Annotated in this window: 23 protein-coding genes and 1 other RNA gene; 12 read left to right on the forward strand and 12 right to left on the reverse strand. The window is 59.2% G+C overall.

From position 1 onward, the window contains the following. Window positions 1–132: 132 nt before the first annotated feature. The 3 genes from dtd to TM5383_RS15135 form a co-directional block, all read right to left on the reverse strand. Window positions 133–579, reverse strand: coding sequence for a D-aminoacyl-tRNA deacylase (gene dtd / locus TM5383_RS15125; protein ID WP_058319888.1), 447 nt, complete (start codon window positions 577–579; stop codon window positions 133–135). A 113-nt stretch (window positions 580–692) separates the two neighbouring features. Then, window positions 693–1,364, reverse strand: coding sequence for a nitroreductase (locus tag TM5383_RS15130; RefSeq protein WP_058319889.1), 672 nt, complete (start codon window positions 1,362–1,364; stop codon window positions 693–695). Then, entirely contained in the window at window positions 1,364–2,470 is a 1,107-nt protein-coding gene (locus TM5383_RS15135) for a TFIIB-type zinc ribbon-containing protein (protein WP_058319890.1), read from the reverse strand. Before TM5383_RS15135 ends, TM5383_RS15130 begins: the two co-directional genes overlap by 1 nt. A 136-nt stretch (window positions 2,471–2,606) precedes the next feature. Here TM5383_RS15135 and TM5383_RS15140 point away from each other — a divergent pair, with 136 nt between their 5' ends. The 3 genes from TM5383_RS15140 (at window position 2,607) to TM5383_RS15150 (ending at window position 4,613) form a co-directional block, all read left to right on the forward strand. Beyond that, window positions 2,607–3,029 carry a hypothetical protein gene (locus tag TM5383_RS15140; protein WP_156415738.1) on the forward strand — a complete coding sequence of 141 codons (423 nt, stop codon included), beginning with the start codon at window positions 2,607–2,609 and terminating at the stop codon, window positions 3,027–3,029. A 445-nt stretch (window positions 3,030–3,474) separates the two neighbouring features. Beyond that, window positions 3,475–3,852: a hypothetical protein gene (locus TM5383_RS15145; RefSeq protein ID WP_058319892.1), complete on the forward strand. Its 378-nt coding sequence runs from the start codon at window positions 3,475–3,477 to the stop codon at window positions 3,850–3,852. A gap of 383 nt (window positions 3,853–4,235) precedes the next feature. After that, on the forward strand, window positions 4,236–4,613 hold the full coding sequence (locus TM5383_RS15150; protein ID WP_058317577.1) for a hypothetical protein: 378 nt from the start codon (window positions 4,236–4,238) through the stop codon (window positions 4,611–4,613). A gap of 83 nt (window positions 4,614–4,696) precedes the next feature. On the opposite strand, the gene TM5383_RS15155 is transcribed toward TM5383_RS15150, so the two are convergent. The 6 genes from TM5383_RS15155 to TM5383_RS16635 form a co-directional block, all read right to left on the reverse strand. Continuing rightward, entirely contained in the window at window positions 4,697–5,212 is a 516-nt protein-coding gene (locus TM5383_RS15155) for a DinB family protein (protein WP_058319893.1), read from the reverse strand. Between the two features lie 6 nt (window positions 5,213–5,218). Continuing rightward, window positions 5,219–6,367 carry an SPFH domain-containing protein gene (locus tag TM5383_RS15160; RefSeq protein ID WP_058319894.1) on the reverse strand — a complete coding sequence of 383 codons (1,149 nt, stop codon included), beginning with the start codon at window positions 6,365–6,367 and terminating at the stop codon, window positions 5,219–5,221. 45 nt (window positions 6,368–6,412) lie between these two features. Further along, window positions 6,413–7,393, reverse strand: coding sequence for a DUF2927 domain-containing protein (locus tag TM5383_RS15165; RefSeq protein WP_231725180.1), 981 nt, complete (start codon window positions 7,391–7,393; stop codon window positions 6,413–6,415). Then, window positions 7,390–8,583: a toxic anion resistance protein gene (locus TM5383_RS15170; protein WP_058319896.1), complete on the reverse strand. Its 1,194-nt coding sequence runs from the start codon at window positions 8,581–8,583 to the stop codon at window positions 7,390–7,392. The genes TM5383_RS15165 and TM5383_RS15170 overlap by 4 nt, the downstream gene beginning before the upstream one ends. Window positions 8,584–8,647: 64 nt before the next feature. Then, a complete protein-coding gene (locus tag TM5383_RS15175) occupies window positions 8,648–9,538 on the reverse strand; it encodes a 5-bromo-4-chloroindolyl phosphate hydrolysis family protein (protein ID WP_058319897.1) in 891 nt (296 codons plus the stop codon). 221 nt (window positions 9,539–9,759) lie between these two features. Then, window positions 9,760–10,947 carry a pseudouridine synthase gene (locus TM5383_RS16635; protein WP_082645507.1) on the reverse strand — a complete coding sequence of 396 codons (1,188 nt, stop codon included), beginning with the start codon at window positions 10,945–10,947 and terminating at the stop codon, window positions 9,760–9,762. Window positions 10,948–11,042: 95 nt separating this feature from the next. Between TM5383_RS16635 and TM5383_RS15185 the strand changes: the two genes are divergently transcribed. Further along, window positions 11,043–11,492: a nucleoside deaminase gene (locus TM5383_RS15185; protein ID WP_058320025.1), complete on the forward strand. Its 450-nt coding sequence runs from the start codon at window positions 11,043–11,045 to the stop codon at window positions 11,490–11,492. 39 nt (window positions 11,493–11,531) lie between these two features. Here TM5383_RS15185 and TM5383_RS15190 read toward each other — a convergent pair whose 3' ends face one another. Next, window positions 11,532–12,224, reverse strand: a complete 693-nt coding sequence (locus tag TM5383_RS15190) for a metal-dependent hydrolase (RefSeq protein ID WP_058319898.1) — start codon at window positions 12,222–12,224, stop codon at window positions 11,532–11,534. A 108-nt stretch (window positions 12,225–12,332) separates the two neighbouring features. Here TM5383_RS15190 and TM5383_RS15195 point away from each other — a divergent pair, with 108 nt between their 5' ends. The 7 genes from TM5383_RS15195 to rpmG all read left to right on the forward strand — a co-directional run bounded on the left by TM5383_RS15195 (window position 12,333) and on the right by rpmG (window position 17,086). Beyond that, window positions 12,333–12,983: a ceramidase domain-containing protein gene (locus tag TM5383_RS15195; RefSeq protein ID WP_058319899.1), complete on the forward strand. Its 651-nt coding sequence runs from the start codon at window positions 12,333–12,335 to the stop codon at window positions 12,981–12,983. A gap of 34 nt (window positions 12,984–13,017) precedes the next feature. Continuing rightward, on the forward strand, window positions 13,018–13,305 hold the full coding sequence (gatC, locus tag TM5383_RS15200; RefSeq protein ID WP_058319900.1) for an Asp-tRNA(Asn)/Glu-tRNA(Gln) amidotransferase subunit GatC: 288 nt from the start codon (window positions 13,018–13,020) through the stop codon (window positions 13,303–13,305). After that, window positions 13,305–14,792 (forward strand): Asp-tRNA(Asn)/Glu-tRNA(Gln) amidotransferase subunit GatA, encoded by a 1,488-nt coding sequence (gatA, locus tag TM5383_RS15205; protein ID WP_058319901.1) that lies wholly within the window; start codon window positions 13,305–13,307, stop codon window positions 14,790–14,792. Before gatC ends, gatA begins: the two co-directional genes overlap by 1 nt. A 103-nt stretch (window positions 14,793–14,895) precedes the next feature. After that, window positions 14,896–15,615 carry a hypothetical protein gene (locus tag TM5383_RS15210; protein WP_306345462.1) on the forward strand — a complete coding sequence of 240 codons (720 nt, stop codon included), beginning with the start codon at window positions 14,896–14,898 and terminating at the stop codon, window positions 15,613–15,615. A 31-nt stretch (window positions 15,616–15,646) separates the two neighbouring features. Further along, a complete protein-coding gene (locus TM5383_RS15215) occupies window positions 15,647–16,294 on the forward strand; it encodes an N-acetylmuramoyl-L-alanine amidase (protein ID WP_231725182.1) in 648 nt (215 codons plus the stop codon). Window positions 16,295–16,343: 49 nt separating this feature from the next. Next, an RNA gene (gene rnpB, locus TM5383_RS15925) (RNase P RNA component class A) lies at window positions 16,344–16,754 on the forward strand. Between the two features lie 164 nt (window positions 16,755–16,918). Next, on the forward strand, window positions 16,919–17,086 hold the full coding sequence (gene rpmG / locus TM5383_RS15220; RefSeq protein ID WP_007814563.1) for a 50S ribosomal protein L33: 168 nt from the start codon (window positions 16,919–16,921) through the stop codon (window positions 17,084–17,086). Window positions 17,087–17,261: 175 nt separating this feature from the next. On the opposite strand, the gene TM5383_RS15225 is transcribed toward rpmG, so the two are convergent. After that, on the reverse strand, window positions 17,262–18,038 hold the full coding sequence (locus tag TM5383_RS15225) for a Bax inhibitor-1/YccA family protein (RefSeq protein WP_058319903.1): 777 nt from the start codon (window positions 18,036–18,038) through the stop codon (window positions 17,262–17,264). Between the two features lie 185 nt (window positions 18,039–18,223). Continuing rightward, window positions 18,224–18,442, reverse strand: a complete 219-nt coding sequence (locus TM5383_RS15230; RefSeq protein WP_076400182.1) for a DUF1127 domain-containing protein — start codon at window positions 18,440–18,442, stop codon at window positions 18,224–18,226. Between the two features lie 136 nt (window positions 18,443–18,578). Between TM5383_RS15230 and TM5383_RS15235 the strand changes: the two genes are divergently transcribed. Then, window positions 18,579–19,430 carry a LysR family transcriptional regulator gene (locus tag TM5383_RS15235; protein ID WP_058319904.1) on the forward strand — a complete coding sequence of 284 codons (852 nt, stop codon included), beginning with the start codon at window positions 18,579–18,581 and terminating at the stop codon, window positions 19,428–19,430. The last annotated feature ends 51 nt before the right edge of the window (window positions 19,431–19,481 follow it).

The following is a 19,481-nucleotide window of genomic DNA, read 5'->3' on the forward strand; positions in this document are numbered from 1 at the left end:
ATGCGGATGGTCATGCATCGGCCGGCTGGTCACGCGACAGCGCAGCGATGGGGCGCATATGGCTGTCGCGGGCGCGAAAGTCAAGCGGGCAGGCGCGCCGGTCGGGGTGGCGCGCCTTTGGTCTGCGGCGGATTACACCGCTTCGGTGTCCATCCAGATGGTGACAGGACCGTCGTTCAGCAATTCGACCTTCATGTCGGCGCCAAATTCCCCCGTTTCCACCGGCACACCCTCTGCCGCCAGTTTCGCGGCGAAGTATTCATAAAGCGCCTTACCCTCCTCAGGTCGTGCGGCAGAGGAAAACCCGGGGCGGTTCCCGCGTGAGGTGTCTGCCGCCAGCGTGAACTGCGATACCACAAGGGCAGAGCCGCCGATGTCACGCACGGATTTGTTCATCTTGCCCGCCTCATCCTTGAAGATGCGCTGCTTGGCAATCTTGGTCGCCAGATAGTCGGCCTGTGCCTCTGTGTCGCCCTGTATGGCGCAGATCAGGATCAGCAGACCGGGGCCGGATCGACCGATTTTTTCACCATCCACGGTGACAGAGGCATGGGAAATTCGTTGCAACAGGGCGCGCATGGGCGGGTTCCTTTTGGATATTCGTTTGGGATCGGTAACTTTGTACCGTCAATCTTGGGGATTGGCGCCTGACGGGCGCGTCTGATCAAGGCGGGTTCAGTGCTGCGTGCGACCTATGCACGCCAGTCCAGGACTTCGTCCAGATCTGCGCGGTCTGTGCGGAACCCGTTGATCGGGTGATCCGCGTCCCTGTAGCCGAAAGAAATGGCGCACAGGATCATGCGGTTGTCGGGAATCTGGAAATGATCGCGCAACGCGGGCGCATAGGCTGCCACCGCCGCCTGCGGGATGCTGGCCACGCCCAATGCCTCAGCCGCGAGGGTAAACGCGGTGATAAACCCGCCGCAATCCAGTGCCCCATAGGGCCCAAGATCACGTTCCGAGGTGACAATCGCCACATGCGGCGCCCCGAACAGGTGAAAGTTCTCTGCCATCTGCTTGGCCGAGGCAACGCGGTCGCCCTTTTCGATGCCCACCGCCTGATAGAGTTGTCCGCCGCAGGTGCGGCGGCGTTGCTGATAGGCGCCTGTATATTGTTTGGGCCATGCCAGATCAGGCGCGGGTGCGGTGGTTTCCGTTGCCGAAACCAATGCCGTGCGAAAGGCGTCTGTCGCAGCTTTGTCGGTTATGATGACCTGCCAAGGTTGCGCATTACACCAACTGGGAACGCGCCCCGCCGCGGTTACGATCCGTTCGATGTCGGCGCGCGGTACAGATTTATCCTGAAAGGCACGGCAGGAATGGCGGCGCGTCAGCAGTGTCTCGAATGTAGCGATTTCGGTCATCAGATTTTCCCCTCACTCACCGCGATGGCATAGCCGATCCCGCCCGCCACGATAAGACCGGCGAGCGTGGCCAGCGCAATTTTCCACATCGACCAAGGCCGTTCGCCCTGCACGCGGCCAGTGCGGCCGTTGACCACAAAGCGGTAACTGTTGCCACGATACTTATATGCCGCGACCCAAACCGGCAGCAGCACATGCTTAAATGTCACTTCGCTGACATCTGTATCGACGTCGCTGATCCGTTGCCGGTCGCCGCCGATGTCAAAACGCACGTCGCGTTCAATCACCCGGTCCATGTGGGCGCGTGCCTCTTTGAAACCTTCGGTCAGTTCGACGGTGTAGGCTTCAGCGCGAAACCCGGCGAGGTATTCCGGCTGATAGGGTTCCAAGGCCGACAGATCCCAAGGCTGCAACGCATCCGTATAGCGTTTCGGCAAAGAGCGAGAGGCCAACACCAACACATCATCAAAAAACCGCGCAACCCGCCCTGACACATTGCGCCAGCGGATCTTTTGGACCCGCTCTTGCTGCATCTCACCGTCGCGCATCACATTGCGGGTTTCATAGTAAACCGTGCCGCGCTGGCCGCGATAGCGACTGTCGGTTTGGGCATCAAAGGTCCAATAGGGCACATAGATGCCATCCATCTTGCGTCCTTTGCGGGCATATTCCTGCAACCCGTTGGGGGCAAACCACAGACGGCCCAGCCAGTCGTTCATTGCCTGATGCGCGTCGCGCTCTTCCAATGCAAAGGGCAGGACACCGCGCGGCTTGATATGGCGGTGCTGGCCTGTGTCGGTGACCACGGGGGTGGCACAGAACGGGCATTCCGCGGCATGGGTCGCCTCGTCTAGTTCGACCTGCGCGCCGCAGCTGGGGCACTGGCTGACGCGGGTTTCTTCCATCTCTTGGCTGGGAAGTAGATTTTGCAAAGCGCGTTCGAAATCCAGTTCACGGATCCCGCCTGCCCAGGGATTTTTCTGCCGCACCTCGCCTTCATTGCCGCAATGATCGCAGATCAGCTGGCCTTTTGTTGGGTCATATCGAAAATCTGCACCGCACAGATCACAGGGAAAATGGTGTTGCGACAGGGGGTTATCCGTCATGAAATGCTGAACCCATACTTTTGTGTGTAACTCTCACAAACTTTTTCTCATCTTTTTTCTAAAAAGGGGAGAGGCTATGTCGTTTTGGGATCTGAACGCAGAGAAAAAGATAGCTGCCCAGCCAAAGGACAACGCCATGACTGCCAACATGACCGCCACCGCCGCCAACCAGAACACCACCCCTGCTGCTCTGCTGGGATTGCACGTTGCTCTGCAAAGTGCGCTGAAGGCACATGGCGCATGGAAACAGCGCATGGTGCGTGCCGTTGCCAACAAGAACACCCACATCGCCATTGATGAATTGCGCATGGCCGAAGTCAGCGAATTTGGCCGTTTCCTGATGGATCTGCCGCTGGCGCTGCAGTCGTCCGAAAATCTGGCTGAAGTGCGCCGTTTGCACGCCGACCTGCATGTGGCCGCTGCCGAAGTGGCCTTCCTGGTGAAGCAGGGCAAACACGCCGAAGCACGCGCGGCCATTTCGAACGGCGCCTTTCCGCAGATCAGCGGTGCGCTGAACCAGGCGCTGGTGCGCTGGCAGGTGCGCGATCTGGCGGCTTGATCAATCTGGCGCCGCATTGGTGGCGACCAAGCGAAACCGACACATTGAGGGCAAGGCGATGATCCGGGGGGACATCGCCTTTTTCTTTGCGTTTCCTATGTGGGGGGCTGGACCCGAAATCACCCCGCCAATGCCACAGAGTTGCCACACTTGCTGTCGTCACTTAGGGCATGGCCAACTCTGTCTTGCTTATCCGACCCATTGTAACATTGCGCCCGCTACTGCGGCGCGGATGGCATGAAACCTGCTGTAAATATTTGAACAAGCGTTGTTTTTATGTCCTTGGTCGGTTCACTAGGACCAAAGTCCTAGTGTCGCTAGGACCATTGAGAGCGGCGACCATACTTTATCGCAATTTCTTCCTAAAATGGGGAGTGATACTGTCGTTTGTAGTTACCGAGAGCACCCCTTCGCATCACGCGATCAACCTAGAAAGAGACATGTCATGACCCAGAAGACCGTCACCAACACTTGCGAGATTATCAACAACGCAATCGTTGCCCACTTCGTTCTGGGTCATCAGCTGCGCGCCGCCGCTTACGAAGAAAATCGTGCGTTGCCGGTGCGCGCCTACAAGAATTCGCAGAAATGTGGTCTGGGCAAACTGATCGCATTCCTGAAGGAAAACGATCAGATGACCGACCGTGCCAAAGAGGTCGATGTGCTGCACCTTGATCTGCACGACGCTGCTTGTGGCGTGGCTGCATTGATTGCCACCGGTCATTTCGACGAAGCCATTGATGAACTGTCGACTGGCTATTACGCCGATGCCGCATCAAACCTGACCAAGGCGCTGTCGCATTGGAAAATGGAAACCGCCTGACGCTTTCGTGCGGTAACGATTGCTCTCGGGGCGCCTCGGTTTTTCCGGGGCGCCTTTTTTGTGTCTGTTCGGCGGGGCCTGTGGGTACTCATCGCCTCATACCTCCCCCCGAATCCCCCCGTTTCCCCGCCTGATACATCCCGAAGGATATATCGCGGATATATCCTTTCTGGACCCGCACCAGCGGTTCGAGAGCGTGGTTTTTACGCCCATCCGGCAGGATGCAGATCACCCCCCGCCGGAACCGCCTAAGCCCCTTAGGACCATCGAGAGGGCGCGCCATACTTTATCTCAATTGAGGCGATAAAGGCGGATATCTATATTCGTTTGTAGAGAGCACGAGCAAACAATCGCATAAGCGACAAACGAGAAAGAGACACACAATGACCCAGATGACCGTTCTGAACACCGCTGAAATCATCAACAACAGCATCGTTGCACATTACGTTCTGGGTCATCAGCTGCGCGCCGCCGCCATCGACGGCAACCGCAGCCTGCCGGTGCGCGCCTATAAAAACGCCGAGAAATGTGGTCTGGGCAAGCTGATCTCCTTCCTGAAAGACAACGCACAGATGACCACCCGCGCCAAAGAAGTTGACGCGCTGCACGTTGACCTGCACGACGCTGCCTGCGGTGTTGCGGCCCTGATCGCCACCGGCAACTTTGACGCGGCGATTGATGAACTGGCCACCGGCTACTACGCCGATGCAGCCGCGGCCCTGACCAAGGCACTGTCGCACTGGAAAGTTGAGATTTCGTAAACGCCAATCACTTTCTCTGCTCTCTCAAACGAAAAAGCGCCCCCGATCGGAGGGCGCTTTTGTTTTTGCTACTGTGCGTGGGCTTACATCGTTAGATATTCATCCGGCATAAACGGCACATCTGTGTCGCCCGGACGTGCCCCTGCAGCGGTCAGCATGGCGTGGATCTGGCCGCGATGATGGGTCTGGTGGTTAAAGAGTTGCATGACCAGCATTTGTTTGGGTTTGGTCACGTCCCGCCCGATAGCGCCGGAAAACCAGCTGAGATCACCCTGAAACCAGTCCGGCGTCACCTCATGCGCCCATTGCAGGATGCGCTGGTCAAAGGCCTTGCGATCCGCCTTGAACGCCTGCCAATCATCGGCAAGGCCTGTAGATTGTGGAATGCCAACCGTCGGCGCAGGGGTGCCGGCAAAACGGCTGAGCCAGATCATATCCCCCCAATACAGATGCGAAAACGTGGCATTGATTGACCCAAAGAATGCACCGCGATCCTGCACCCGTTCCGCCGCAGACAAGGTGTCGGCGGCGGTGATCAGGTTTTCGTTTTGCCATAGGTTATATCTGGCCATAGTCAGCACGTAGGTTTGGTTTGGCATGATGCCTCACATCCCCGGCGGTGGGGGCGGGGGCGGCATTACGGTGAACAGCTGGGCCAGCTCAGCCACCTCATCCGCGGTTTTCCACCCGTCCTGACCAGGGGTCCAGACGTGGGATTCGCGCTTCAACTCACCAGTTTGGGCCATACGGCCCATCTGTGCCTTGGAGAACGGGCCTTTGGTCTGGCCGTTTTCGGCGATGTGCCAGACGTGCTCCACCGGCGGCGGGGGCGGTGGGGCCATCGCGGCGGGGGCAGGGGCGGCTGCTTGCGCCGGGGCCGCGCCCCACGGTCCACGCTGGGGCTGGCCCATTTGGGCGCCCATGGCTTGGGCCATCTGCATACCCATTCCCATCCCCATTCCGGCACCCATGGATTGATCCATTGCGCCGCCGTTGCCCATCGCTTCGGCTGCTTTCCACTTCATGTGGTCATCCAGATTGCCAGCGATCCCGCGGGATGTGCGGGCATCCAGCGCCTTTTCCACCGCCGGCGGCAGCGAGATGTTTTCGATGTAAAGCTCTGGAATCGACAGGCCATAGCCCGCCAGAACCGGATCGATGGCCTGTGCAATCAGCTTGCCCACGTCACCGGTATTCGCCGCCATATCCAGCACCGGAATGCCGGATGAGGCGATGGCGCGGGAAAATTCCTGCACGATGATGTTGCGGATCTGGAAGCTGACCTCATCCATGGTGAACTCACCATCGGTGCCGACAATCTCTGTCAGGAACAGCGCGGGGTCCGTGATCTTGATGGTGTAGGTGCCAAAGGCGCGGATGCGGGTCGGACCAAATTCGGGGTCACGCAACATGATGGGGTTTTTGGTGCCCCATTTCAGGTTGGTAAACCGGTTGGTGTTGACGAAGTAGATCTCGGACTTGAACGGGCTTTTGAAACCGTGATCCCAATGCTGCAGCGTCGTCATCAGCGGCATGTTGTTGGTTTCAAGCATATAAAGACCCGGGCTGAACACATCGGCCAGCTGACCTTCGTGCACAAACACCGCTGCCTGACCTTCGCGTACGGTCAGTTTGGCGCCATACTTGATCTCATGGCCTTCACGCTCAAAGCGCCAGACCAGTGTGTCGCGGGTGTCATCGACCCAATGAATGACGTCGATAAATTCCCCGGTGAGGAAGTCGAAAATACCCATGAAACCCTCCTTCGTGGGCGTGATACTTGCGCGGTTTTGACCGCGTTAACTATTGGGAGCGCGTTGGGCGCCGATTTGTTCTGCGGCCAGTTGCCGGATAATTGGACGGGCCTCTTCTAGTGTCATACCGATGCGCAGGCGGCGGTCGTAGTGCATCCGCAGCAGTTGTTCATCGTGGCGAGTCAAAAAGGCAAATTCGTCATTGTCGTTAAAGATCGAAGGCCGCGCGCGGGGGCTGTCGTTGATCAGCCCCATGCCTTGGGCCATTTCCTCATGGATGCAGGATTTGCGCAGAATATCAGGATGTTCGGCGCGAATAATCACGATGGACTGGCCCAGTTCCTGCGGGTTGTCATCAGCGGCGAAGCCCAGCATCAAACAGTGGGTGCTGCGCGGTAAGGTTTCGATCAATCGTAACGATGCCCGATCCAGATTTGGTACGATCTGCCGGAGCTGTTGCAGCAATTGCGGTTGGTCGTCATAGCCGGTGAAAATGACGTGAAAATTCGCGTTGCGCGCTGCGCTCATCGATACGGGGTGGCGTGTCACGCGGCTGAGGCGTTGGGCAAACAGGTCGACGTTTCGGGCATCAAGGTTGCGCTGTTCCAGCGGAACCGAATTGCCAAAACTGACGTCCACGCGTACCGGATCGGCCCAACGGCGCAGCTGATAGGCGGTGCGTCCGTTCTGGCGTTTCCAGCTGCCGTCCTCATATTCCTGAAAAAACGCGATGGTTTCGTAGGTTTCAGCCAGTTGGCGTGCATTGTAGGGCGTATCTGGCCCGCCGCCGTCCGTGCGCAGCAGTCCCTGCACCAACAGGTCCGCCTGCAGGTTGTTGTAATAGCGCCCCAGCGCCCGCGCACTGGCAGAGGCCTCGGTGACCTCTGGCGGCTGCAAAGGGCCGGTTGGGGGGGCGGTGAGAGGGGCAGGGCCTGTGCCCAAAGGGGCGCAGGCGCTTAACGCACCTGCGACAAGGACGCTAGTCAGCGCCGCGACCTTTGGAAACCGGCCCGCCACTTTGATCACTCCGACCCAGCAGAGGTGGCGATGGTGTCACCCAGCCCGTCTTGGCGCGCCTTGGCGGCGGCCAATGTGTCGCGCAGATCGGCCTCCATCTGTTGCAGGTCGGCTTCGGCAGCGGCGCGTTTGGCCTTGCCTTCGTCGGCGATCTCCAGGCTTTCGTTGATGGTGGCGATCAGATCGGCGTTGGCCTGTTTTACCGCCTCGATGTCAAAGACGCCGCGCTCCATTTCCTGACGGATCACCTTGTTGTTTTCGCGCAGGTTGGCTGCATTGGCTGTCAGCAATTCGTTGGTCAGGTCGTTGGCTTCGCGCACGGCATTGGCCGCCTCGGCGCTGCGCTGGATGGTCAGCGCTTGGGCGAGTTGGGTTTCCCACAGCGGCACGGTGTTCACGAGGGTGGAGTTGATCTTGCCCACCAGCGATTTGTCGTTTTCCTGTACCAACCGGATCGAGGGCAGCGATTGCATGGTCACCTGACGGGTCAGTTTCAGATCATGCACGCGGCGTTCCAGATCATCACGGGCAGCACGCAGATCACGCAGTTCCTGCGCCTTCATCACCTGCGCCTCTTCGTCGGCGGCGTGCACCTCTGCCTCTTTGGCGGGGATCACGGTCGCGTCCAATTCGGCAATCTTGGCCTCACCGGCAGCAATGTAGAGCGCCAGCTCGTCGTAAAATTCCAGAGTTTTTTCATAGAGCATGTCGAGGGATTTGATATCCTTCAGCAACGTATGCTCATGTTTCAGCAGGTTATCGGTGATCATGTCGATCTGACCCTGCACGGTTTCATAATGTGCGGTAAACTTGGCAAAGGGCGCGGCACGGCCGATCAGTTTCTCCCAGAAACTGCGTTTGCGGCGGGTGTCCAGTTCCGACATCGAGAAGCCACGGATGGTGGTCACAATCTCGCGCAGCGAGTCACCGGCGGGCCCCAGATCCTTGTTGCGGACATCGGTCAGCATGGCCTGCGAAATGGTTTGCAATTCCGCCTGCGCCTTGGATCCGAAACCAATGATCGACCCGCTGTCTTCCATGTCCAGTTCGGCCATACGGGTGCGGATTTCCGCGCTGACGCCGTCATCTGCGGCCTCTAGCGGGACCACGTCTGTGCTGGGGGTGGGCAGGATGGCGGTGGTGACTTGTTCCACCTCTGCCAATGCGGCTTCGGCTTTTTGTTGAATGGTCTTAGACATTTTGGTCCCTTTCACACTGGGAAAAATAGGCAGGCGGCGGGGCCGCAGAATGGGGTGTTAACGCTCACTCAACAGTGAGGCCTTCGCGTTTCAGCCGGTCGCGCAGAACCTCAATTTCAATGGTGAGGTCGCTGCGATCTTCCAGCAAGAATTTTTCAGTACGGGCGGCGAAGTTCTGCTCAAGATCGTTGAGCAGGGCCATGTAATCGTCACGCGCCTGTGCGTCGCCGCTGCGGCTGTAGATATCGGCAAAGCGCACCGTCGCGTCGCGCGCACCCATCAGATAAACGCTGAGGTATTTGCGCGCGGCGCTCAGATCACGGGGATCTTCCTCAACCTTGCGGAACAGATCGCGGGCGGTCTTTTCAAAGGACTGCAACTGGCGGCTGGCCTGACGGTCACCGGCGCGGGCCATCGCGTCGCGCATTTGTGCCAGATAGGCCTCTGCCTCTTCTACCGCGCGGGCGACACGATCGGTTTGGAAGGTGTCGATGCCCTCCATCCCCTTATCCTTCAGCGGATCAAGCCCAAAGGCCATCAGGTGCAGTACTGCACCCAGAACGGCGAAAATCCCCGCATCAACAGGGCCGAAACCGGCAATGCCCACCAGACCAAGGCCAAGGCCAAGGCTGATCGCGCCGATAATCTTGCGCGGCATGGCAGGGCGGCGGGCGATTTTGCGGGCCTCATAGGCTTCTTCGGCGCGCAGACCTTCGCGGGTCAGCCATGCGGCAAGGATCAACACACCCAGCGCAGCGAGATATTGCGCCATCACCACAGGTTCGGCGCGAAACGCCTTTAGGATCAGCGGCAATGGTAGCAAGAACAATAGGTTAGAGCGTAGCCCGATCCGACTGCGCACCGCGCCGCGAAATTCCTGTGACCCTGCGGGTGGGGCAGGGGGCGGCGTGCGGTCGTCGTCAGGGCTGTATTTGCCACCAAATTTCTGTGCCATTATGCGCCCCCCCAGATGGTGTAACACATCAGAAGGATCAGCAGCGCATAGGCCAGTTTTTGTAATCCGGTTGCAGACATTCAAAGGCTCTTATCAAAACGCAAGGCGGACTTGCCGTTGGGATAAAACCTAAGGTGTCTGCCCCCATTTCGCTAGGGGGAAGATTTGCCAGATCGGCGCAAAACCGTTGTGGTGTGCGGGTTTGCGCCGCCCAACCGCAATCAGCGACGGGGTTTGCCACCCTGCGGGGCACCAGAACGGCCCGCGGGTTTGCCACCAGTCTTGCCGCGACGCAGCGATTGACCGGGATCCATCGCGCCCTTGCGGCCACGCGGGGCGTCATCACGGGAAGTGCGATCACCGCGTGGACCTGTGGTGGATTTGCCGCCAGTTTTACCGAAAGATTTCCCAGAAGGCTTGCCCGTAGGTTTGCCGCCAAACTTACCGCCACGGCGTTCTTCGCCGCGATCCTCATCGCGCGACTTGCCATAGCCCTTGGCGCGGGCATCGCGGCCCTTGCCACCTGCGCCACGCGGCGCTTTCTGATCCTCTTCGCGTGGGCGACCGGGCTGACCGGGGCCGCCAAAGCTGCCTTTGGATTTCGGTTTGCGCAGCGGGCGGCGTACCTTTTGACCGGGGGCGGCGTCGGTATCGCCGAAATCCTCGGCACTTAGCCCCAACTGATCGCGGATCACCTTGCGGCGGATTTCCTCAACCTCGCCTTGTTTCAGGGTGCCTAGCTGGAAGGGGCCATAAGAGACACGGATCAGGCGGTTCACGCTCAACCCGATGCTTTCCATCGCGCGGCGAATTTCGCGGTTCTTGCCTTCGCGCAGGCCGACGGTGACCCATGCGTTGGCGCCTTGCTGGCGGTCAAACGTGACCTCCATCGGCTGGAACTTCTCACCATCCACAGTAACGCCCTTGCGCAGTGGGGCCAGTTTGGCGTCGTCCACCGAACCCTTCACCCGCACGCGATATTTGCGCAGCCAACCGGTGGAGGGCAGTTCCAACTGCCGCTTGATGCCGCCGTCATTGGTCAGCAGCAGCAACCCTTCGGAATTGAGGTCGAGGCGACCAACGCTCATCACCCGCGGCATATCTTCGGGCAGGTTGTCAAAGATGGTGTCGCGGTCCTGTTCATCCTTGTGGCTGGTCACCAGACCCGTGGGTTTGTGATAGAGCCACATCCGCGCCGGTTCCGGTGCCTGCAGCGCGCGGCCTTTGACCACGATCCGATCTTTGCCGGTGACGTTCAGCGCGGGGGAATTGATCACCTTGCCGTTCACGCTGACCTGTCCGGTTTCAATCAGCTTCTCCGCCTCACGGCGCGAGGCAACGCCAGCCCGTGCAATCACCTTGGCAATGCGGTCGCCGGCGGGGGTGGTTTCAGGGGCTTTGTCGGACATGGGGCGGCCTTTGTAGCAAGGAGCAAGAAAGAGGCGTCAGACCTAACCCAAATTTGCCCATTGCGAAAGCGCTGATCTGCGGGCACACCAAGGGCATGGTTTTTCGCACGTATATGGATCAGGCACTGGCCGAAGCAGAGGCCGCGAGCGCCCGAGGCGAGGTGCCGGTGGGCGCCGTTCTGGTGTCGCCTGCGGGTGAGGTGGTGGCGCGTGCCGGAAACCGCACGCGCGAATTGTTTGATCCCACCGCGCATGCAGAGGTGCTGGTCATCCGCGCCGCCTGCGAAGCGCTGGGCAGTGAACGTCTGCCGGGGTATGATCTGTATGTCACGCTAGAGCCGTGCCCAATGTGCGCCACGGTGATATCCGCCGCACGGATTGCGCGGCTGTATTATGGGGCGTCGGATCCCAAGAGCGGCGGCGTGGCGCAAGGCCCGCGTATTTTCAGCCACAGCCAGTGCCACCATGTGCCAGAGGTTTATGACGGTCTAAGCGCGGCCCCTGCCGAGGCGTTGCTGAAGGATTTCTTCGCCGCACGCCGTTAAAGGCAGGCTTTCTGAGCTTAGAAAGCCTGCCCTCGCAGATTACAGCTCGATCGGCTGCATCACCTCTGGTTCAATCACGTTTACATCCGGTAGGGCCGCTGCCAGTGCTTCGGCGGATTGTTCTAGGATCGGGAAGGTGCGGTAGTGGCAGGGGATCACCGTCTTGAAATCAAAGAAGGTTTTCGCTGCATAAGCCGCGCGTTTCATATCCATGGTGAAATGACCGCCCGCAGCCAGAATGCCGATATCGGGCTGGTGCAGATCGTTGAAGATCTTCATATCCGCCATCACATCGGTGTCGCCTGACACATAGATCGTGTGACCTTCGCCTGCGATCATATATCCCGCCTCAGCCCCCGCATATATCGGCCCGTTGTCAGAGCCAAGCGAGGAGGAATGCACCGCGTTTACCATCGTCACGGCCACATCACCGATCTGCACCGTGCCGCCTTTGTTGAAGCCGATGGTGGAAAGGCCTTCGCTTGCCTCCCAGAACGACATCAGATCATAGATGCCCACCACAGGGATCGACAGTGCCTTGGCCAGTGCGACAGTATCTGCGGAATGATCGCCGTGCCCGTGGGTCAGCAGGATCGCGGTCGCGCCGTCGGTGGCGGCGTCTTTCTGATCCTCTGGGAACATCGGGTTGCCGGTGAGCCACGGATCAATCAGCAGGATCTGATCGCCGATTTCCAAGCGGAAGCTGGCATGGCCAAGCCAGGTGAGTTTCATGTGCGTATCTCCTGTCGGTTATTTATGTGGTTGTTTTGTGGCGAAGGGTAGCACGCAGAGGATTAAAGGCTAGGGTCTTGGTTGAGCGCGCGACGTTGAGGGATTGCAATGTTTGAACACATCGACAGCTACTGCGAACGGCTGGATGCCAGTTTTTGGGCAGAGCCGGTGAATTTTGTCACCAATGCCGCCTTTATATTGGCGGCGCTTTACGTTTGGCCGCAGGTGCGTGGGATGATCTGGGGGCAGGTTCTGGCGGTGATCTTGTTTGTCATTGGCGTGGGGTCTTCGCTGTTTCATTCCTTTGCGCAGACATGGGCAGCGATTGCCGATGTGGTGCCGATTCTGATTTATGTGCTGGTCTATATCGCCCTGTCGCATCGCGTTTACTGGCAGCATTCGTGGCCCAAAACCGCGCTATTCCTCGGGTTGTTTGTGCCCTATGTTGCGCTGACACTGCCGCTGTTTCAGATGGTGCCCGGCCTCGGCTCCTCCGCCGCTTATGCGCCGATCCCTTTGTTGATCTTTATCCACGCCTTTTTGCTGCGCCGCCGTCTGCCGCAGGTGGCGCGGGGGCTGGCGATTGGGGCCAGCATCCTGTGCGCCTCGATTCTGGCGCGGGTGCTGGATGAACCCATGTGCGGGATCTGGCCGATGGGCACGCATTTTATGTGGCATATCCTCAACGCGGCGATGCTGATGCATATGATCCTTGTTTATCGCGCCCACATGCTTGCAGCGGGGCAGGCAGGGCGTTAAAGCCGTAGCAACGCGAAAACGGAGATCTCTTGAGATGTCGATCGACACGAAGACCGCCGCCAAAGTGGCCAAGCTGGCCCGTATCAAGGTGGAAGATGAGGCGCTGCCGGCGCTGGCCAATGAGTTTAACACCATTCTGGGCTTCATTGAGCAGCTCAACGAAGTGGACGTCGAAGGCGTGGAGCCGATGACCTCGGTTACGCCGATGCGTCTGAAGCGCCGCGTGGATGAGGTGACCGATGGTGGTCAACAGGACAAAGTTCTGAAAAACGCGCCAGATGCGCGCGAGGGCTTCTTTGCGGTTCCGAAGGTGGTTGAATAATGTCTGAACTGAACAAACTGACGCTGGCCGATGCCCGTGACAAACTGCGTGCGGGGGATGTGACCTCGGTTGAACTGACCCAGAGCTGCATTGAGGCAATCGACAAGGCTGGCGCGCTGAACGCGTTCGTGCATAAAACGCCGGAAATCGCGCTGGAACAGGCCAAGGCCGCAGATGCTCGTATTGCTGCCGGTGATGCGCCTGCCATGTGTGGTCTGCCCGTGGGCATCAAGGATCTGTTCTGCACCAAAGGCGTGCCCAGCCAGGCGGCATCCGCCATCCTGGAAGGGTTCAAACCGGAATACGAATCCACCATCACCTCGAAACTGTTCGACGCGGGCTCGGTCATGCTGGGCAAATTGAACATGGACGAGTTTGCGATGGGGTCGTCGAACGAGACGTCCGTTTACGGCAATGCGGTGAACCCGTGGCGTCGCGAAGGGTCTGACGCGGACCTGACCCCCGGTGGCTCCTCCGGTGGGTCGGCCGCTGCGGTTGCGGCTGATCTGTGTCTGGCGGCGACTGGCACCGACACCGGCGGTTCCATCCGTCAGCCCGCAGCTTTCACTGGCACTGTTGGCATCAAGCCGACCTATGGTCGTTGTTCGCGCTGGGGCGTTGTCGCCTTTGCATCCTCGCTGGATCAGGCTGGTCCGATGACCAAGTCGGTCCGCGATGCGGCGATCATGCTGGAAGCGATGTGTGGTCATGACGAAAAGGATTCGACCAGCGCCGATCTGGCGGTGCCGAACTTTGAAGCGATGCTGACCGGCGACATCAAGGGCAAGAAAATCGGCATCCCCAAGGAATACCGCATGGACGGTATGCCTGCCGAGATTGAGAAGCTGTGGGAAAACGGTCAGGCGATGCTGAAAGACGCAGGCGCTGAAATCGTGGATATTTCCCTTCCGCACACCAAATACGCGCTGCCTGCTTATTACGTGATTGCACCGGCAGAGGCGTCGTCGAACCTGGCACGCTATGACGGTGTGCGTTTCGGCCACCGCGCCACGCTGGAGGCAGGCGACGGCATCACCGAGATGTATGAGAAGTCCCGCGCCGAAGGGTTCGGCCATGAGGTGCAGCGTCGTGTGATGGTTGGCACCTATGTGCTGTCCGCAGGTTTCTATGACGCCTACTACAACCGCGCCCGCCGCGTGCGCGCGCTGATCAAGAAGGACTTCGACGATGTGTTTGCAGCAGGCGTCGATGCGATCCTGACTCCGGCGACCCCGTCGGCGGCCTTTGGTCTGGGTGAAATGACCGATGCGGATCCCGTACAGATGTATCTGAACGACGTCTTCACCGTGACCGTGAACCTTGCTGGTCTGCCCGGCATCTCGGTCCCGACTGGCGTCGATTCGCAGGGGCTGCCGCTGGGTCTGCAGCTGATTGGGCGCCCATGGGAAGAGGGCGATCTGCTGAATACCGCCTACGCGCTGGAAGGCGCGGCAGGGTTTGTAGCCAAACCCGGCCAGTGGTGGTAAATACATGCTTCGAAAGGGCCCGGGCGATGCTCGGGCCTTTTTCTTTGTGGGGATTTATGATCCCTTAAGATCTGTAAGATAAAGTGGCAGCACAGGCAGGTGAATGATGCGGTTTGTTTTTGGTAGTTTGGCTCTCGTTGCGTTGAGCGCCTGCGCGCCTGCTGTGCCGGATTCGGCGGCGGGTGTCGGGTTTGGTGACTACAATGAATACCAGCGCGCACAGGCGGAACGGGACGCGGCGCTGAACGGTCAGGCGTTGCCGCCTGCCAGTGCGGTCTCCTCGGAAACCCTGCCAAGTGCCCCCACGACAACCGGTGGTGCGGGCAATGCTGCTGAACAGCTCGCTGCCGACGCTGCGGCCGCGTTGAATTCCGGTGAGGCGCCATTGGATGCCAGCCCATCGAACCCAGCACCCGAGGTGGCGCTGACCGCTTCCGGCATTTCGGACGAGAACGATTTTGACAACGTCTCGTCCCTGCGCAGCATCGAAGGTGACAAACAGCGCATCGAACAGAACCGCGCCCAGTATCAGGTGGTCACCCCCACCGCACTGCCATCGCGCAACGGTAGCGAAGGGCCGAACATCGTGGCCTATGCGCTGCAAACCAGCCATCCGGTAGGCGCGCAGATGCACAAGCGTTTTGCCGGATCGCAAAAACGCGCTGAACGGAACTGCGCCAAGTATGCGTCCCCCGATCAGGCACAGGCGGCGTTTCTGGCCAAGGGTGGCCCCGCGCGCGACCGTTTGGGAATTGATCCCGATGGCGACGGCTACGCCTGTGGCTGGAACCCGGCCCCCTTCCGCAACGTGAACGGTGGGTAAGGGCGGCCAACACGCTATGCCCGTGGCTGATATGAACATTATCCAGCATCCGTCGCCAAATTTTGGCGAGCGGCGCGATGGTGCCCGTCCTGAGCTGATCGTTTTGCACTATACAGCCATGCCGACTGCACAGGCCGCACTGGCGCGCCTGTCTGACCCTGCATTTGAGGTGTCGGCCCATTACCTGATCGGCCGCTGCGGTCAGATCTGGCAAATGGTCGACGAGGAAAAACGCGCCTGGCACGCCGGGGCAGGGGCGTGGGGCGGTTTGGGGGATGTAAACTCCCGCTCCATTGGGATTGAACTGTCCAACAGTGGGGCAGAGCCCTTTTCTGAACTGTTGATGGCCTCGCTAGAGGCGCTGTTGGCCGATCTGATGGCCCGTTGGGGCATTCCGGCCCAGAATATCATTGGCCATTCCGACATGGCCCCTGGGCGCAAGATTGACCCGGGCGCGCGTTTTGACTGGCCACGTCTGGAACAGCAGGGCATGGCACGCCTGCGCGGTGAGGCAGGGCAGGATCTGACGCCAGATCCTGCACGGTTGCGTGCTTTGGCGACGGTGTGTGGCTATCCTGAGGATGTCAGCGATGACGCCTTGCTGGAGGCGGTGCGCCTGCGCTATCGCCGCGGCGCGCTAGGCCCGCTATGTGCAGAGGATCTGCGCGTCCTCGGTTGAGGTTTGCGCAATTGACCCCGATCCGCTTTGCCCTTAGACCGACCCTCGCGCGGAGGGCCGGATGGCCGCTGGTGGCAGGGTAACCGGTCACGAGAGGAAAGTCCGGACTCCACAAGGCAAGGGTGCCGGGTAACGCCCGGCGGGGGCAACCCCAGGGAAAGCGCCACAGAAAACAGACCGCCTCGTGGCCCGTTGGTTCGCCGATGGGATCCCCGTCGGGGTAAGGGTGAAACGGTGGGGTAAGAGCCCACCGCGGGTCTGGCAACAGAACCGGCACGGCAAGCCCCACCCGGAGCAATGCCGAATAGGGGCTTCACGCGGCGTGTCCGCAGGGTCTGCCTTGACCCAGAAGCCCGGGTTGGCAGCTAGAGGTGCGTCGGTAACAGCGCGCCTAGATGAATGGTCATCTCGGATGGATCTCCATCTATGACAGAATCCGGCTTATAGGCCCTCCGCGCGTGTTTATGTCCGGTTTTCGTGAAGGAAATTCCTGCCTTTTCCGTTTGTGCACAGAAACCTGTCATATTGCTGTTGACTCGGGGGGGTGATCCCTTAAAAGGCAGGCTTCAAGGATTCCGCGGGCGGCCCGACTGACCCGTATCGAAAGCGACTGGAGATTTAACAATGGCGAAGCCGACGACGATCAAAATCCGTCTGAACTCGACCGCTGGCACGGGCCACTTCTATGTGACCAAGAAAAATGCCCGCACCATGACCGAAAAAATGGTTGTACGTAAGTACGACCCGGTTGTGCGTAAGCACGTCGAATACAAAGAAGGCAAGATCAAGTAAGATCAGCCCTCTTGGACAAGTTAGCGCCGTGTAGGAGATATCCTGCACGGCGTTTTCTTTTGTGTGGTTGCTTGCTTTGGGGTGGCGAAAATGGCGCCAAATTCTGGCTTCGGCATCCCCAAAAGAAAAGGCCGGTCGCAATGACCGGCCTTTGGCGTTTGATATGTGGGGGCGCTTACTCGCGCTCGCCCAGCAGGTTCAGCAGCATCATGAACATGTTGATGAAGTCCAGATACAGGCTCAGCGCGCCCATGATGGCGGCTTTGCCCAGCCATTCCTGGTCGCCGTGGTGGGCGTGGGCCAGGTAGGTGGTTTTGATGTTCTGGGTGTCATAGGCGGTCAGACCAGCAAAGATCAGCACGCCGATCGCCGAAATGGCCAGGCTCAGGATGCCGGAGCCGAGGAAGATGTTCACGATCGACGCAACAACCAGACCGATCACACCCATGATCAGGAACGAACCCCAGCCGGAGATGTCCTTCTTGGTGGTGTAGCCGTAGAGCGACAGGCCAGCAAAGGCGATCGAGGTCACCAGGAACACCTGAATGATCGACTGACCGGTGAACACCAGAAAGATCGAGCTGATCGACACGCCCATAACGGCGGCAAACAGGTAGAACACGGTCTGCGCGGTGGCGGCCGACATGCGGTTGATCGCGGCGGAGAAGCCGAAGACAAACGCCAGCGGCGCAAACATCACAACCCATTTCAGCGGCGAGGCGTAGAGCGCATAGCCCAGCTGGGTCAGATATTTACCCGCGCTCAGCTGCGCGACAGCGGCAGACGGGTCGGTGGTCACGGCCAAACCTGCCAGCGCCCATGCGGCGAGGAAGGTGATCAGCATGCCAACAGACATGGTGCCGTATACTTTGTTCATGTGGGCGCGCAGACCCTCGTCAATCTGTGCGGCACGGGCACCCGCTGCGCTTCGGATGGTGTCGAATTGAGCCATTATAGCCTCCGATAAATTGGACCAAGCTCCCGATGTTTCGGGGAGTTGTCTCAAATATCGGTGACGGATGCGCCTTTTTCAAGGCAGAGCAGGGAAGCGGAGGCGCATTTTTGCGCCTCCTTTGCGGGTATGCACCGCAAAAAGGCGGGGCAAATCGGCCGCATTTTATCAAAGCTGGGCGAACCTCAGCTGGTCCAGTGGTTCGGCGCGTCCCAAATCGGGCGCGTTGCCTCGGTTTGGGCTTCGGCGCGGCTCAGGCCCAAATCCTTCAGAGCGGCCGAATCAAGACGGTTGAGCGCGCGGCGCTGACGGTAAAGCGACTGCATCGCCAACAGGCGGCCCAGCAGCGAGGAAGAACGGGAAGAGTGCAGCGCAGCAGCGCGCCGGGTGGTCATCGTGGTCATGGCTGTCTCACTTTCGGTTTCTTTTCAAATTGTGATTGATGCGACTCGTTGCATCATTTCTGTTGATGTATATGGCGCATTGTGGTTCATATGAAAAATGAATGTTTGGCAAAGATAGCATCAAGGAATGTGATGAATGCGAAATCTCGATGTGACCACACTGCGTTCGTTTGTGGCTGTCGCGGAATTGGGCGGTGTCACCCGCGCGGCGGGTTTTCTCAATCTGACGCAATCCGCTGTCTCCATGCAGCTGAAGCGGTTGGAAGAACTGTTGAACCTGTCGCTGATTGATCGCAGCAGTCGTGCTGTTAGCCTGACGGCATCCGGAGAGCAGCTGCTTAGCTACGCGCGCCGGATGGTGAGCTTGAATGATGAGGTGATGTCGCGCCTGACAGATCAGTCCCTCGAGGGTGAAATTACGCTGGGTGTGCCTCATGACATTGTGTATCCGGCGGTGCCCAAAGTACTGCAAATGTTCAATGCTAGCTTCCCACGGATGAAAGTGCAGCTGTTGACCAGCTACACCCGCGAACTGAAAGATCAGTACCGCCGGGGGGAGGTGGACGTGATTTTGACGACCGAGATCGGCATTGATCCTGATGGTGAAACCCTCAGCACCAAACCTTTGCAATGGGTCGGTGCGCCGGATGGTAGCGCCTGGAAACAACGCCCCCTTCGGTTGGCGTTTGGACGGCACTGCATTTTCCGCAGTGGCGCCATCAAATCGCTAGAGGCGAGAGGGCTGGCCTGGGAAATGGCTGTAGAAACCGAAAGTGATCGCACGATCGAAGCGACGGTGAGCGCGGATCTGGCTGTTGCTGCAATGTTGGAGGGCACCAAACCCGACCATCTGGAGGTGATCGACCACAGCGGCAGCTTGCCAGAACTGACCCAGCAGAAAATCAATCTTTACGCCGCTGACAAAGGTAAGGGCGAAGCGGTCGAAGCATTGTGTGATCAACTGCGGCAGGCCTTTACGATGATGTAACGCACCGGCGCCTGATCCCACTATCCATGTGCAGATGCCCCGGTGCATTGC

It is taken from the genome of Thalassovita mediterranea (genome assembly GCF_001458435.1).
Taxonomy (GTDB): domain Bacteria; phylum Pseudomonadota; class Alphaproteobacteria; order Rhodobacterales; family Rhodobacteraceae; genus Thalassobius; species Thalassobius mediterraneus.

Excerpts from the sequence above, each read along its gene's own strand:
- dtd (WP_058319888.1), bottom strand. The coding sequence starts at position 579 with ATGCGCGCCCTGTTGCAACGAATTTCCCATGCCTCTGTCACCGTGGAT.
- TM5383_RS15130 (WP_058319889.1), bottom strand. The coding sequence starts at position 1,364 with ATGACCGAAATCGCTACATTCGAGACACTGCTGACGCGCCGCCATTCC.
- TM5383_RS15135 (WP_058319890.1), bottom strand. The coding sequence starts at position 2,470 with ATGACGGATAACCCCCTGTCGCAACACCATTTTCCCTGTGATCTGTGC.
- TM5383_RS15140 (WP_156415738.1), top strand. The coding sequence starts at position 2,607 with ATGACTGCCAACATGACCGCCACCGCCGCCAACCAGAACACCACCCCT.
- TM5383_RS15145 (WP_058319892.1), top strand. The coding sequence starts at position 3,475 with ATGACCCAGAAGACCGTCACCAACACTTGCGAGATTATCAACAACGCA.
- TM5383_RS15150 (WP_058317577.1), top strand. The coding sequence starts at position 4,236 with ATGACCCAGATGACCGTTCTGAACACCGCTGAAATCATCAACAACAGC.
- TM5383_RS15155 (WP_058319893.1), bottom strand. The coding sequence starts at position 5,212 with ATGCCAAACCAAACCTACGTGCTGACTATGGCCAGATATAACCTATGG.
- TM5383_RS15160 (WP_058319894.1), bottom strand. The coding sequence starts at position 6,367 with ATGGGTATTTTCGACTTCCTCACCGGGGAATTTATCGACGTCATTCAT.
- TM5383_RS15170 (WP_058319896.1), bottom strand. The coding sequence starts at position 8,583 with ATGTCTAAGACCATTCAACAAAAAGCCGAAGCCGCATTGGCAGAGGTG.
- TM5383_RS15175 (WP_058319897.1), bottom strand. The coding sequence starts at position 9,538 with ATGGCACAGAAATTTGGTGGCAAATACAGCCCTGACGACGACCGCACG.
- TM5383_RS16635 (WP_082645507.1), bottom strand. The coding sequence starts at position 10,947 with ATGTCCGACAAAGCCCCTGAAACCACCCCCGCCGGCGACCGCATTGCC.
- TM5383_RS15185 (WP_058320025.1), top strand. The coding sequence starts at position 11,043 with ATGGTTTTTCGCACGTATATGGATCAGGCACTGGCCGAAGCAGAGGCC.
- TM5383_RS15190 (WP_058319898.1), bottom strand. The coding sequence starts at position 12,224 with ATGAAACTCACCTGGCTTGGCCATGCCAGCTTCCGCTTGGAAATCGGC.
- TM5383_RS15195 (WP_058319899.1), top strand. The coding sequence starts at position 12,333 with ATGTTTGAACACATCGACAGCTACTGCGAACGGCTGGATGCCAGTTTT.
- gatC (WP_058319900.1), top strand. The coding sequence starts at position 13,018 with ATGTCGATCGACACGAAGACCGCCGCCAAAGTGGCCAAGCTGGCCCGT.
- gatA (WP_058319901.1), top strand. The coding sequence starts at position 13,305 with ATGTCTGAACTGAACAAACTGACGCTGGCCGATGCCCGTGACAAACTG.
- TM5383_RS15210 (WP_306345462.1), top strand. The coding sequence starts at position 14,896 with ATGATGCGGTTTGTTTTTGGTAGTTTGGCTCTCGTTGCGTTGAGCGCC.
- TM5383_RS15215 (WP_231725182.1), top strand. The coding sequence starts at position 15,647 with ATGAACATTATCCAGCATCCGTCGCCAAATTTTGGCGAGCGGCGCGAT.
- rpmG (WP_007814563.1), top strand. The coding sequence starts at position 16,919 with ATGGCGAAGCCGACGACGATCAAAATCCGTCTGAACTCGACCGCTGGC.
- TM5383_RS15225 (WP_058319903.1), bottom strand. The coding sequence starts at position 18,038 with ATGGCTCAATTCGACACCATCCGAAGCGCAGCGGGTGCCCGTGCCGCA.
- TM5383_RS15230 (WP_076400182.1), bottom strand. The coding sequence starts at position 18,442 with ATGACCACGATGACCACCCGGCGCGCTGCTGCGCTGCACTCTTCCCGT.
- TM5383_RS15235 (WP_058319904.1), top strand. The coding sequence starts at position 18,579 with ATGCGAAATCTCGATGTGACCACACTGCGTTCGTTTGTGGCTGTCGCG.